The sequence below is a fragment of the Pseudomonas sp. SbOxS1 genome (genome assembly GCF_013416725.1).
GTDB lineage: Bacteria > Pseudomonadota > Gammaproteobacteria > Pseudomonadales > Pseudomonadaceae > Aquipseudomonas.
Genome location: NZ_JAAVXC010000008.1, coordinates 391,533 through 404,841, shown reverse-complemented (window position 1 = coordinate 404,841; position 13,309 = coordinate 391,533). Strand labels below are relative to the sequence as shown.

Genomic DNA, 13,309 nt, shown 5'->3' with positions numbered 1-13,309 from the left:
TCGAAAGGGGAAACCTGTGAACCTGACGCAGTTCACAACTAACGGACGACTTCGTACTCATGCCCCAGCGCCAGGCAATGGCTCAGCCACTCGCCCAGGAACATGTTCAGCTGGGCCTTTTCGTCGGGCTGGTGCATCGAGGCGTTCGGGTAAGGATAGATGCCGCGAAAGCGTCGCGCATGTTCGGCGCTGACCACTTCAGCCATGCACGCGTCGTGATAGACCTGCACTTCCAGTTGCGGCACCGGCAGCCAAGGCAGGCTGTGTTCCTGGCGCACCTGCAGGGTGGTGGTGTAAGGACAGACCTGCAGCACCTCCAGCGCCAGCACGCCGAGCATCTGGTCTCCGTGGGTCACGGCGATACGACGCGCTGCCGGCTCGCTGCGCATGTCCGGCAACAGCCGCATCAGGCGCGCGTAGTTCGCCTCACAGGACGCCTGCAGCCCCACGAGGTCCACCCGATAGCGATCGCGCAGTTTGTTTACGACCATAGCCCCCTCACTTCAACGCGATTCAGTGCCAGCCATTGCAAGGCAATGATGCTGGCCGCGTTGGCAATACGTCCGTCGCGTACGGCTTGCAGGGCATCTTCGAAAGCCCACACCGTGACGCGGATATCTTCAGCCTCTTCCTCCAGCCCATGCAGGCCGCCTACCCCACTACTGTCGCAACGTCCAAGGTACAAATGCACGAATTCGTTGCTGCCGCCCGGCGATGGAAAATATTGGGTCATCGGCCACAGCGCCCCGATCACAAGCCCAGCTTCCTCCTGCGCTTCGCGGTGAGCAACTTCTTCCGGTTGCTCATCCTTGTCGATCAGACCAGCGACCAGTTCGATCAGCCATGGATTGCCGGTCTTGCCCACGGCGCCGACGCGAAACTGCTCGATCAGCACCACTTCGTCGCGCTGCGGGTCGTAGGGCAGCACACACACCGCATCGTGGCGCACGAACAGTTCACGGCTGATTTCGCGACTCATGCCGCCGGCGAACAATTCGTGGCGCAAGTGCACGCGATCGAGCTTGTAGAAACCCTCGAAGCACTTTTCGCGCCGAACGATATCCACGGCGGTCGGAATGGCTTTGGCAAAATCAGTCATGACTATCCTCTTACTTCAAACCGATACGAGGTTCGTTCTTCCTGGAACCTCGACTTCGCGCCATCCTAACGCGCCCATGAGGTTTGATGCAGCCCCTTTACCTTCAGCGAGATAGACGGTGAGGGCGAAACCCACTCTAATTAGCTTAGTGGCGAACTGATTGCTTCGTTGACAGTCGAAGCGGGTAACTTTTTGCCTTTCCCTGTTTTATGAAGGACACCCATGTCACTTTTTAAAATTGCCTCCGTGGCCGCTCTCGCCCTGACCCTGGGCGCTTGCCAGAGCCTGTTCCAGCCCAACTATCGCGCGCCGCTGGAAACCACCCGCGACGCCACCGAGCAGCTCAAGCCAGGTTGCAGCGACCAGGACTGCCCGCTGGTGAACATCGACACCCTGCACTTCCCCACCGAACCTGCGCTTGACGACATCATCGAAAAACGCCTGCTGCAAATGACCCGCACCTCGCCCGAGGCCCCGGTGGCGCCGACGCTGGCGGCCTATCGCGAACAGTTTTTGCGCACCGCCGGCCCGCGCAACAGCAGCTATCTGCAAGCCAAGGTACGTGAGCAGCATGACGGACTGGTGATCATCGAGTTGTCCAGTTACCTGGACACCGGCGGCGCCCATGGCACGCCGGGTCGAGGCTTCATCAACTATTCGCGCCAACAGCAAAAAGTGCTGACGCTGTCGGACATGCTGGTGCCGGGTCAGGAAGAAGCATTCTGGAAAGCGGCGCAGGTGGCGCACAACAGCTGGTTGATCAGCACCAAGCTCGATCAGGAACCGGAGTTCGTCAAGAGCTGGCCGTTCCAGAAAACCCAGAACGTGGCGCTGACCTACGGCGGGGTGATCCTCAAGTACGAAACCAGCAGCATCGCGCCTTACGCGCTGGGCCATGTCGAACTGAAGATCCCCTACCCTCGCCTGAACGGCATCATCAAGCCCGAGCTGTTTCCCGGCCGTAACTGAAGGCCCGGCCCAGCACCAGCTGCAGCAGCCCTGCGAGGATCAACGCCGGCAGGGTTGCACCAATATCCGGATACAGATTGGCCAGCAGGTGATAGGTGCTGACTCCGCCCAACCAGGCGAGCAGCGCCGGCCAGCGCAGTGCAGCTGAGGCGACCTGGCCACTGCGTTTGCGCAGGATGAAGTGATCCACCAGCACCACGCCGAACAGCGGCGCGAACACCGAACCGATCAACAGCAGGAAGTTCTGGTACTGGGCCAGGGGCGCCAGCAAGGCGATCAGGGTGCAGACCACGCCGATGGCCAAGGCCAGGTGCTCGACTTTCAGGCGCAACAGAATCCCGCTGGAAACCGCTGCCGAGTGAATGTCGGCAAAGGCGTTTTCCGACTCGTCCAGCAGAATCAGCAACAGCGGAATGCCCAGGCCCGCGCCCGCCAATGCCAGCAACAAGGCATTGACTTCACCGCTCGGCGCGAACGCCAGGGTGTAGGCCACGCCCAGGCTCATCAGCCAGAAATTGCCGATAAAGAAGCCGATTGCAGTACCACCGAAAACGTTTTTCGCCCGCTTGCCGAAACGCGAGTAGTCGGCGATCAGCGGCAGCCACGACAGCGGCATGGCGATGGCAATGTCAAAACCCACGGCAAACGGCATCGAACCGTCGCCGGCCTGGGCCCACAAGGCGGCCAGGTCGGCCTTGGCGAACAGGTTCCAGGTCAGCCAGATGCACGCGGCCAGCAGCAGCCAGATGCCCCATTTGCGCAGGATCTGGCGCACGAAGGTCAAAGGACCGCTCACGGCCAACAGGGTCGCCAGCGCGCCGAAGAACAGCGTCCACAGCACCGGGTTGGACATTGCACTGCCATCGCTGAAGGCCTTTGCGCCCAACAAGCTGGCGGCATCGCGCATGACGATGATCTCGAACGAGCCCCAACCGATCAGCTGCAGCAGGTTCAGCACGGCCGGCAGGCTCGCGCCACGTTTGCCGAGGCTGAGCTTGAGTGCGGCCATCGACGACAGGCCGGTGTCGCTGCCGATCACGCCAACGGCAGCCAGCAGCAGAACGCCGACCAGGGTGCCGAGGAAAATCGCCAGCAACGAGCCGGACAGGCCCAGGCCGGGCGCGAGCAGAGCACCGGTCTGCAGCACCATCAGGCCGATGCCGAGGGAGAACCACAGGGAAAACAGGTCGCGACCGCCAAAGACTCGTTTGTCGATTGGCACCGCGATGTCAGGGGAGTAAGTGCTGGGTTGAATGCTCAAGGGTGTTATCTCAGAGGGACACTTGTTGTTGTGTAATCAGCCCTTGTAGGAGCGAGGCTTGCCCGCGAAGGCGGTGTATCAGGTACACCGCTTTCGCGGGCAAGCCTCGCTCCTACAAGGGACTGCGCCAGCAGGCGCAGCGGGTCAGATCAAACTTTCTGGTAAAGCTGACTGCCTTCCTGCTTGAATCGCTCGGCCTGTTCGGCCATGCCTTGGGCGACGTCCACGTCTACCGCTTCGATCCGTTGGTTGGCCGCATACTCACGGACTTCCTGGGTGATTTTCATCGAGCAGAATTTCGGCCCGCACATGGAGCAGAAGTGCGCGACCTTGGCCGAATCCTTCGGCAACGTCTCATCGTGATACGAACGAGCGGTGTCCGGATCCAGGCCCAGGTTGAACTGGTCTTCCCAACGGAATTCGAAGCGCGCCTTGCTAAGGGCATTGTCGCGGATCTGCGCGCCAGGATGCCCCTTGGCCAGATCGGCGGCGTGCGCGGCGATCTTGTAGGTGATGATCCCGGTCTTCACGTCATCCTTGTTCGGCAGGCCCAAGTGCTCTTTCGGCGTCACGTAGCAGAGCATGGCGCAGCCGAACCAGCCGATCATCGCCGCACCGATACCTGAGGTAATGTGGTCGTAGCCCGGCGCAATGTCAGTGGTCAGCGGGCCGAGGGTGTAGAACGGCGCCTCGTCGCAGCACTCCAGCTGCTTGTCCATGTTCTCCTTGATCAACTGCATCGGCACGTGGCCTGGGCCTTCGATCATGCACTGCACGTCGTGCTTCCAGGCGATCTTGGTCAGCTCGCCGAGGGTTTCCAGCTCGCCGAACTGCGCTTCGTCGTTGGCGTCGGCAATCGAGCCCGGACGCAGGCCATCGCCCAGCGAGAAGCTGACGTCGTAGGCCTTCATGATTTCGCAGATGTCTTCGAAATGGGTGTAGAGGAAGTTCTCTTTGTGGTGCGCCAGGCACCACTTGGCCATGATCGAACCGCCACGGGAAACGATGCCGGTGACGCGTTTGGCGGTCATCGGCACGTAGCGCAGCAACACACCGGCGTGGATGGTGAAGTAGTCGACGCCCTGCTCGGCCTGCTCGATCAGCGTGTCGCGGAACAGTTCCCAGGTCAGGTCTTCGGCCACGCCGCCGACTTTTTCCAGGGCCTGGTAGATCGGCACCGTACCGATCGGCACCGGCGAGTTACGGATGATCCACTCGCGGGTTTCGTGGATGTGCTTGCCCGTGGACAGGTCCATGACCGTGTCCGAACCCCAGCGAATGCCCCAGGTCAGTTTCGCCACTTCTTCTTCGATGGACGAACCCAGTGCACTGTTACCGATGTTGCCGTTGATCTTCACCAGGAAGTTACGGCCGATGATCATCGGTTCCAGTTCGGTGTGGTTGATGTTGGCCGGAATGATCGCGCGGCCACGGGCGATTTCGTCACGGACGAATTCCGGGGTGATGATTTTCGGCACGCTGGCGCCGAAGCTGTGGCCGGCGTGTTGCTGGTCCAGCAGGCCGGCGGCACGGGCCACTTCCAGCTTCATGTTTTCGCGAATGGCGACGTATTCCATCTCGGCGGTGATGATGCCTTTGCGCGCGTAGTGCATCTGGCTGACGTTTGCGCCCGGCTTGGCGCGACGCGGGTTGTTGACGTGAGCGAAACGCAGCTTGGTCAGTTCCGGGTCGGCGAGGCGTTCCTGGCCGAAGTTGGAGCTCAGGCCGCTCAGGCGCTCGGTGTCGCCGCGGGATTCGATCCACGGCGAACGCACATCGGCCAGGCCTTTGCGCACATCGATGATCACGTTGGGGTCGGTGTAGGGGCCCGAGGTGTCGTACACCACCACCGGCGCGTTGACCTCGCCACCGAAGTCGGTCGGCGTCACGTCCAGGCTGATTTCACGCATCGGCACGAGGATGTCCGGGCGAGTGCCCTGGACATAGATTTTTTGCGAGCGGGTAAACGGCTGCACCGATTGTTGATCGACCTTGGCCGAGTCACTCAGGTTGGTGGCGATTTTTGCTTTTGTAGTCATCACGGGCTCTCCAGACAGCATCCAGGCAGTGGAATTTTGTCGGAGCGAACCTGTAAACGAATGGACGCACGGGCGCTGGAAAACCAGCTGTGCTGTGCTCAGTGCTCGAGGGGTGTTCGATTGTCGAACAACATCCCGGACGAAGCACAAGAGGACTCGCCGGGTGACGAGAAATCTTGTTCCCTACGCAGGCGCTAACCTGATCAGGTTCAACGGGATCCGAAATTATTCGATCTCAGCCTCATAGCAAGGCACCCCGACAAGAACCCGGCCAGTCTAGACACAACTGACACAGAACGCCAACACCGCTGCAAACACCATGATGAATGGCGTAATTAACGGGATCGGCAGGATTGTTGCCGCTCGAATGCACAACTACACTCGCTACGCCAAGCTGCGCATTGACGTTGCACAGGCAGCGCCTTAGCCTTGGCGCTCAAATTACTTGTGTAATATTTTTACTAGGGATCGCCTATGCTGCGCAAACTCTCACTGGCCGTTGCCGTGTCTTGTGCGTCCAATGGAATGGCCTGGGCAGAAGCGCCCTTATCGACCAAGAACGATCTGGTCAGCGTCTATCAGGAAGCGGTGAACAACAACGCCGACCTCGCTGCGGCCATCGCCCAATATGGCGCCCAGAAAGAAGTCGTGCCCCAGGCCCGCGCCGGATTGCTGCCCAATCTTTCGGGCGGTGCCGATGTTTCCAGCGTGCGCACCTCGATCGATCAGCCGGCGGCCACGGCCAACCGCAATGCCCATTCGTACCAGGCGACCCTGGCGCAGCCACTGTTCCGCGCCGATCGCTGGTTCCAGTTCCAGGCCGCCAAGGACGTCAACGAACAGGCCGCCCTGCAACTCTCGGCGACCCAGCAAAACCTGATCCTGCAAACCGCCGACAGCTACTTCAACGTGCTGCGCAGCCAGGACAACCTGGCCTCGACCAAGGCCGAAGAAGCCGCGTTCAAGCGTCAGCTCGATCAGTCCAACGAGCGCTTCGATGTCGGCCTTTCGGACAAGACTGACGTCTTGAACTCACAGGCGAGCTACGACACCGCACGCGCCAACCGGATCGTCGCGCAGCGCCAGGTGGATGATGCGTTCGAAGCCCTGATCACCCTGACCAACCGACAGTACAACGCCATCTGGGGCATCTCCCATAACTTGCCGATCCTGCCGCCAGCTCCTAACGATGCCAAGGCCTGGGTCGAAACGGCGGCCAAACAGAACCTCAATCTGCTGGCCAGCAACTACGCCGTCAGCGCCGCCGAGCAAACCCTCAAGCAGCGCAAGGCCGGCCATGCGCCGACCGTCGATGCGGTGGCGCAATACACAAAAGGCGACAACGATGCACTGGGTTTCAGCAACCCGAGCGCATTCGGCCAGCCGTACAAGGGTGACGTCGAGCAATCCTCGATCGGACTGCAACTGAACATCCCGATCTACAGCGGCGGCCTGATCAACTCCCAGGTGCGCCAATCCTACGCACAGCTGGACCAGACCGAGCAGCAACGCGAATCCCTGCGTCGCTCTATCGTGGAAAACACCCGTGACCTGCACCGCGCGGTGAATACCGACGTCGAGCAGGTCCAGGCGCGCAAGCAGTCGATCATCTCCAACCAGAGCGCGGTGGAAGCGACCGAAATCGGTTATCAGGTGGGTACGCGCAACATCGTCGATGTGCTGGATGCGCAGCGCTCGCTGTACACGTCGGTACGCGACTACAACAACACCCGCTACGACTACATCCTCGACAACCTGCGCTTGAAGCAGCAGGCCGGTACGCTGAACCCGGGGGATTTGCAGGACCTGGCCCGCTGGCTCAATCCCAACTACAACCCGGACAAGGACTTCCTGCCGCCGGACCTGGCGAAGGCTGCGGCTGAACAGCTCAAAGCCCGACCTTGACACAGAACCTGTAGGAGCCCGGCTTGCCGGCGATGGCGTCCTTGAAATCGCCTTCGCCGGCAAGCCGGGCTCCTACAGGTCAGCGTTCGATCAGCCGACCAAGCCCATCGAGCAAGCGCTGCAGCGCCCCCTGATTGGTGCGCATCACCTTCAAGCCCGCCTCGGCCATGCGCTGCGCGTCCCGGGGCAATTCGAACAACCGCTGCACCGCCACCGCCAGCCCTTGCGCATCCTCAACCTCCTGCAGCGCCCCCGCACTGCGCAACTGCGCGGCGATCTCAAGGAAGTTGAACAGGTGCGGGCCACTGAGCACCGGCTTGGCCAAGGCCGCCGGCTCAAGCAGGTTATGCCCGCCATTGGGCACCAGGCTGCCGCCGACGAACGCACTGTCGGCCAAGGCATAGAGAAACAACAGTTCACCCATGGTGTCGCCCAACAGCACCGATGTGGCGGCGGTGACGGCCTCTTCGTTGGAGCGCCGTACCGTGGCGAAACCCTGCTGGCGGCACAATTCGAACACCGGAGTGAAACGCTCGGGATGGCGCGGCACCAGTATCAGCAAGGCATCGGGATGGCTCGCCAGCAACTCGCGATGGGCCGCCAGTACCACCTCGTCTTCGCCATCATGGGTACTGGCGGCGATCCACACCGGGCGCTCCTGTGCCTGCCATTGCCCGCGCAACTCGGCGGCACGCTGCAACAGTTGCGGGTCGATGGTCAGGTCGAACTTGATCGAGCCGGTGACTTCGACGGTTTGCGCCCGCGCGCCCAACTCACGAAAACGCTTGGCCTCAGCTTCGGTCTGCACCGCGAACAGACTCATCTCGGCCAGCATCGGCCCGGTCAGCTTGGCGAAGCGGCCATAGCCCCTGGCCGAACGCTCGGACAATCGTGCATTGGCCAGGGCCACGGGAATCCCGCGCTTGGCGCATTGATGGATATGGTTGGGCCAGAGTTCGGTTTCCATGATCACCGCCAGTTTCGGCTGGACCCGATCAAGGAAACGCCTGGCGGCGCACGGCAAGTCATAGGGCAAATAGCAGTGCTGGATACGTGGCTCGTTGGCGAACAATGCCTGGATGCGTTCCGAGCCGGTCGGCGTCATGCAGGTCACGGTGATCGGAAGTGTCGGATAACGTTGCAGCAAGGCCCGAATCATCGGCGCGGCGGCAATGCTTTCGCCCACAGACACGGCGTGTACCCAGATACCGCCGGGCTTCATCGTCGGCATCCCGTACGAAAAACGCTCGCCGATGCGCTTGGCATAGGCCGGCGCCTTGCGCGAGCGCAGCCACAGCCGAATCGCCACCAATGGCAGCCCCAGGTAAAACAGCGCGGTGTAGAGAGTTCTATTCATGGCGGCGGAGTTTATCGGTTTTTTCACCGATCGCCTGCAAATGCACGGCAAAACGCTCCGCCAACCAGCGCGCGGCCGGCCCGAGTGGCTCATCGCGGCGCCACACCAGCTCAACCACCAGGGCCGGCGGGGTCCATTCGCTGGCCAATTCGACCATCAAGCCCTGATACGCCGAGTACTGCACCACGTGACGCGGCAGCCAGGCCCAGCCGAGGCCGCGCACCAGCCATTCAGCCATCACGTAGAAACTGTCGGCCCGCCAGACCTGCGGGCTGGCCGGTTCGCTGCCGGGGTAGATGCTGGACTGCGTGGACATCAACAGCTGGCGATGCTGCGCCAGTTCCTGATAGTTCACTTCAGCCTTTGCCGCCAACGGATGCCCGACGCCACACACGGTCACCATCTCGACGCTACCCAGCACCCGCCGTTCCAGGGCTTCAGGAATTTGATCGTGATAAAACAACAACCCCAGATCGGCCCGACGCTCCACCAGTTTGCGCGCCACATCGCCTTGGGCGGCGCTGGTCAGTTGCACTTCAAGGCTGGGAAACTTTTCCGCCAAAGCTTCAAAGCTTTCGATGACCGGTTGGTACGGCATGGCCTCGTCCTGAGCCAGACGCAAGCGAGCTTCCTGGCCGCGCATCATCGCCAGCGCCCGGCCATTGAGGCGCTCGCATTGGCGCAGCACTTCCCGCGCTTCTTCGAGCAAGGCATTGCCGGCCTCGGTGAGTTTCGGCTGGCGGCCACTGCTGCGGTCGAACAGGCTCACGCCCAGGTCTTCCTCCAGCAATGCAATCGCACTGCTGATCGCCGACTGGGCTTTGCGCTGGTCCCGTGCCACGGCAGAAAACGAACGTTGCTCCGCCACACCGACGAATAAACGAAGTTGTTCAAGATTCCATTGCATGAGCAAACCCATCTTCAAAACAGATAGGTAATGACTTTACCGCATCTGGAGAACCTCTAGAATGCCGAACTTAGCAAGCAACACTTCACACGAGGATTGACCCATGACCGCTTACTACTACCTGGCCATTGCCATCTGCGCCGAAGTGATTGCCACTGTTTCGATGAAAGCGGTCAAAGGCTTCAGCACGCCGTTGCCACTGCTGCTGGTGATCGTCGGCTACGGCATCGCCTTCTGGATGTTGACCCTGGTGGTGCGCAGCGTACCGGTGGGCGTGGCCTACGCGGTATGGGCCGGCATGGGCATCGTGATGGTCAGCGTCGCGGCACTGTTCATCTATGGGCAGAAGCTGGATGTGCCGGCGATGATGGGGATGGCGTTGATTGTGCTGGGGGTTGTGGTGATCCAGCTGTTCTCGAAAACCGCCGGCCACTAAAATCCGAACCACCATCCTTTGTGGGAGCGAGCCTGTGTGGCGAGGGGATTTATCCCCGCTCGGCTGCGAAGCAGTCGCAAAGCCAGACAACTCGGTGTGCCTGAAGGAATTCTGGGGCCGCTTCGCGCCCCAACGGGGCGGTGCGACGCTTCGCTAAATCCCCTCGCCACACAGGCTCCCACAGGTGCAGCAGACCCTCCAATCATCGAGTCTGTATACTGCGTCCTCGTCTTGAACACTGAGGTCGCTGCATGCCATCCGTTATTTCCACCGACGTTCTCATTGTCGGCGCTGGTGTCGCCGGCCTCTGGCTGAATGCGCGCCTGCGTCGCCAGGGCTTCTCGACCGTACTGGTGGAAAGCGCCAGCCTCGGCGGCGGACAAAGCGTGAAGTCCCAGGGCATCATCCATGGCGGGGCCAAGTATGCATTGCATGGCGCCCTGACCGGCGCCTCGGAAGCCATCGCCGACATGCCGCGCCGCTGGCGTGAAGCCCTGGCCGGGGACGGCGAACTGGACCTGTCGGGCGTGCGCCTGCTGTCCGAAGCCCACTACCTCTGGTCCCCGGGCACGATCGCCGGCAACCTCACCAGCTTCTTCGCCAGCAAAGCCGTGCGCGGTCGCGTCGATCAGGTCAAGGGCGACCAACTGCCACCGGCGCTGCAAGACAAACGCTTCAAGGGCAAGGTTTATCGCCTGGCGGAGCTGGTGATCGACGTACCGAGCCTGATCCAGCGCCTGGCGGACCTCGCGGGCGACGGCCTGCTTGCCGGGCAGAAGATCGAGCCCCTGCTGGAGGGTGGCGTGCTGGTCGGTCTGAAGGTGGACCAACGCGAGATCCGCGCCCAACGCATCGTCTTGAGCGCAGGAGGCGGAACGGCGGCATTGCTTGAAACGCTGGGGCTGACCCAGCCCGCCATGCAACGCCGTCCGTTGCACATGATCATCGCCAAAGGCCCAGGCCTCAAGCCGCTGTACGCCCATTGCCTGGGCGGTGGAACCAAACCACGTATTACCGTGACCACGCACCCGGCAGCCGATGGTCAGTGGGTCTGGTACCTGGGCGGCGATATCGCTGAGACCGAAGGCGTGACTCGCGAGCCCGCCGAACAAATCGCCACCGCACAGAAAGAGCTTGGCCAGTTGCTGCCATGGATCGACCTCAGCACGGCGCGCTGGGCAACCTTGCGCGTAGACCGCGCGGAGCCACTGCAATCGGGACTGACCCGTCCCGACAATGCCTTTGTAGCTGAAGAAGGTCGCCTGCTGGTGGGCTGGCCAACCAAACTGGCTCTGGCGCCGGACTTCGCCGATCGGGTGATCGCCAGCCTTGCCCGCGATGGCATTCAACCAGGCCCAGTCACCGAGTTGCCGCCACTGCCAAAACCGCCGATGGCCGTCCCGGCCTGGGAGCAACTGCTGCCATGAGCCAACCGACCCTGCACGACTTGCATCGCCCCCTGGGCAGCACCGGCCTGCTGGTATCGCCTCTGGGCCTGGGCACGGTAAAACTCGGCCGCGACCAAGGCGTGAAGTACCCCAATGGCTTCCAGATCCCCGACGACAATGAAGCGCGGATGCTGCTCAAGCTCACGCGCGACCTGGGTATCAACCTGATCGACACCGCTCCCGCCTATGGGCGCAGCGAAGAGCGCCTTGGCCCGCTGCTGCGTGGTCAGCGTCAGGATTGGGTGATCGTCAGCAAAGTCGGCGAGGAGTTCGCCGACGGTCAGTCCCGCCACGATTTCAGCGCCGCGCACACCCGCTTCTCTGTCGAACGCAGCCTGCAACGCCTCGAGACTGATTTCATCGACCTGGTGCTGGTGCACTCCGACGGCAACGACCTGGCGATCCTCGATGACAGCGAAGTCTATGCCACGCTTGCCGCGCTCAAGGCCGAAGGCAAGATCCGTGGCTTCGGCTTTTCCGGCAAGACCGTCGAAGGCGGCTTGAAGGCACTGGAGCAAGGTGATTGCGCAATGGTCACCTACAATCTGAACGAGCAAAGCGAAAAGGCAGTCATTGACTATGCTGCTGCTCATGGCAAAGCCATTCTGGTCAAAAAAGCCCTCGCCAGCGGTCATGTGTGCCTGAGTCCGGGCGTGGACCCGGTGCGCGCCAGTTTCCAATTGCTGTTCGAACATCCCGGTGTGGCCAGCGCTATTGTCGGAACGATCAATCCGCTGCACCTCGCCCATAACGTGGCGACCGTTGCCCAGGTCCTACGTAGCAACTGATGCCGCCCCACGCGGCCTTAAGCAGGAGCCGACATGCCGCGTACGCTCATTAGAAAGAATCCGAGCAACTTCAAGACCCTGCCGTTATTCGTCGAAGCAACTCCCGAAGGCCTGAGTTATCAGAGCGTCGGCAGGCCGTTGAATTTCGCCCAGATCCTGCAACGTCGGCGTCCGGTGACCGTTGCGGATACAGAACGATTTTCCCTTGAATTGGCCAACCTCGGGGTTTCGGTACGCCTGACACTGCATTGGCAGAATCGCGATTACTGGGTGCTGGTGCGTCAACGGCGGCAGGATCGCGGCGACGTGGTGCTCAAGCTGATTTCCGGCTACGTGCCCGCCCATGAGCTGAACCTGCCGCTGCACACGGCAATCCAGGAAATTGCCGAAGAGTGCCTGCTGGAAACCCCGGAAGGCTGGCTCGGCGGGCGCTTCAACGACACTTGGCTACCCGCCCCCTACTCCAGCGCTCTGCACTACCGCGAAGCCCTGCCGTTTCGCCTGTCGCCCCTGTCCGGTTCGGCGCGCCCGGTGCGCTGCGCCAAGCTGCCACTGATCGAACGGCCACGGGCTTACGTGCACTTGCCGACCGCATCGCTGCAATTGATCTATGACTTGCGCCTGGAGGTCCCCAAGGAAGCCAAGTCCCTGAGCCTGTTTCACGTCGACGAACGACTGGAAGGTGATCAGCTGGTGGCCCGCCTGGATCGAAAACGCCCCGACCTGTATCTGATGCCTTTGCGGGACGGCCACCCCACGGCCGAGCTCTACACCTTGAAAAAGGATCAGTTGCACCCGGCGAGCACCCGTGGGCTGTACCTGGCCGAAAGTTTTGCCCGGCAGGAAGGCTGGCTGGTGAAGGATGAGCGGATTCGCTGGAAGGACTGGGTGCGGCAGCAGGGTTTGACGCCGCCGGGGAAGGATTCGGGGTTGGCGCTGTTACGTGGGAAGGCCAGGCAACTGCTGAAGAAGATCGTACCGCGCAAGGCTGCACGCCCCTGATCGTTCCCACGCTCTGCGTGGGAATGCCTCTTGTGACGCTCTGCGTCACGCTTTGGAACACGGAGCGTCCCCGGCTGCATTCCTTTGCTGCGCATGGG

12 protein-coding genes and 1 riboswitch are annotated in these 13,309 nt (G+C 61.7%); of the genes, 6 read left to right on the top strand and 6 right to left on the bottom strand.

All coding sequences use genetic code 11. The features are described from left to right. Nucleotides 1-38: 38 nt before the first annotated feature. On the bottom strand, nucleotides 39-491 hold the full coding sequence (locus HFK74_RS13905; RefSeq protein ID WP_008063540.1) for a DUF1249 domain-containing protein: 453 nt from the start codon (nucleotides 489-491) through the stop codon (nucleotides 39-41). Beyond that, nucleotides 482-1,099: an NUDIX domain-containing protein gene (locus tag HFK74_RS13900; protein ID WP_180203999.1), complete on the bottom strand. Its 618-nt coding sequence runs from the start codon at nucleotides 1,097-1,099 to the stop codon at nucleotides 482-484. Before HFK74_RS13900 ends, HFK74_RS13905 begins: the two co-directional genes overlap by 10 nt. Before the next feature lie 222 nt (nucleotides 1,100-1,321). Here HFK74_RS13900 and HFK74_RS13895 point away from each other — a divergent pair, with 222 nt between their 5' ends. Next, on the top strand, nucleotides 1,322-2,068 hold the full coding sequence (locus HFK74_RS13895) for an RsiV family protein (protein ID WP_180203998.1): 747 nt from the start codon (nucleotides 1,322-1,324) through the stop codon (nucleotides 2,066-2,068). Here HFK74_RS13895 and cytX read toward each other — a convergent pair. Together cytX and thiC are read right to left on the bottom strand one after the other, a co-directional pair. Further along, nucleotides 2,037-3,329, bottom strand: a complete 1,293-nt coding sequence (gene cytX / locus HFK74_RS13890) for a putative hydroxymethylpyrimidine transporter CytX (protein WP_180203997.1) — start codon at nucleotides 3,327-3,329, stop codon at nucleotides 2,037-2,039. The two genes, HFK74_RS13895 and cytX, sit on opposite strands and share 32 nt — an antisense overlap. A gap of 149 nt (nucleotides 3,330-3,478) precedes the next feature. Then, nucleotides 3,479-5,368 carry a phosphomethylpyrimidine synthase ThiC gene (gene thiC, locus HFK74_RS13885; RefSeq protein WP_008063536.1) on the bottom strand — a complete coding sequence of 630 codons (1,890 nt, stop codon included), beginning with the start codon at nucleotides 5,366-5,368 and terminating at the stop codon, nucleotides 3,479-3,481. Between the two features lie 163 nt (nucleotides 5,369-5,531). Further along, a riboswitch (TPP riboswitch) is annotated at nucleotides 5,532-5,637 on the bottom strand. Nucleotides 5,638-5,842: 205 nt separating this feature from the next. On the opposite strand from thiC, the gene HFK74_RS13880 reads away from it, so the two are divergent. After that, on the top strand, nucleotides 5,843-7,273 hold the full coding sequence (locus HFK74_RS13880; protein WP_180203996.1) for a TolC family outer membrane protein: 1,431 nt from the start codon (nucleotides 5,843-5,845) through the stop codon (nucleotides 7,271-7,273). Between the two features lie 79 nt (nucleotides 7,274-7,352). Here HFK74_RS13880 and waaA read toward each other — a convergent pair whose 3' ends face one another. Together waaA and HFK74_RS13870 are read right to left on the bottom strand one after the other, a co-directional pair. Further along, the gene (gene waaA, locus HFK74_RS13875; protein WP_180203995.1) at nucleotides 7,353-8,630 is read right to left on the bottom strand and encodes a lipid IV(A) 3-deoxy-D-manno-octulosonic acid transferase; all 1,278 of its coding nucleotides are present in this window, start codon (nucleotides 8,628-8,630) and stop codon (nucleotides 7,353-7,355) included. Next, nucleotides 8,623-9,537, bottom strand: a complete 915-nt coding sequence (locus HFK74_RS13870; RefSeq protein WP_180203994.1) for a LysR family transcriptional regulator — start codon at nucleotides 9,535-9,537, stop codon at nucleotides 8,623-8,625. The genes waaA and HFK74_RS13870 overlap by 8 nt, the downstream gene beginning before the upstream one ends. A gap of 103 nt (nucleotides 9,538-9,640) precedes the next feature. Between HFK74_RS13870 and HFK74_RS13865 the strand changes: the two genes are divergently transcribed. The 4 genes from HFK74_RS13865 (at nucleotide 9,641) to HFK74_RS13850 (ending at nucleotide 13,211) form a co-directional block, all read left to right on the top strand. Further along, nucleotides 9,641-9,973 (top strand): multidrug efflux SMR transporter, encoded by a 333-nt coding sequence (locus HFK74_RS13865; RefSeq protein ID WP_095192165.1) that lies wholly within the window; start codon nucleotides 9,641-9,643, stop codon nucleotides 9,971-9,973. Between the two features lie 251 nt (nucleotides 9,974-10,224). Next, nucleotides 10,225-11,400, top strand: coding sequence for an FAD-binding oxidoreductase (locus HFK74_RS13860; RefSeq protein ID WP_180203993.1), 1,176 nt, complete (start codon nucleotides 10,225-10,227; stop codon nucleotides 11,398-11,400). Then, complete coding sequence (locus tag HFK74_RS13855; RefSeq protein WP_180203992.1) at nucleotides 11,397-12,209, top strand: aldo/keto reductase; 813 nt, start codon at nucleotides 11,397-11,399, stop codon at nucleotides 12,207-12,209. Before HFK74_RS13860 ends, HFK74_RS13855 begins: the two co-directional genes overlap by 4 nt. 33 nt (nucleotides 12,210-12,242) lie before the next feature. Further along, nucleotides 12,243-13,211, top strand: a complete 969-nt coding sequence (locus tag HFK74_RS13850; protein WP_180203991.1) for a metal ABC transporter ATPase — start codon at nucleotides 12,243-12,245, stop codon at nucleotides 13,209-13,211. The last annotated feature ends 98 nt before the right edge of the window (nucleotides 13,212-13,309 follow it).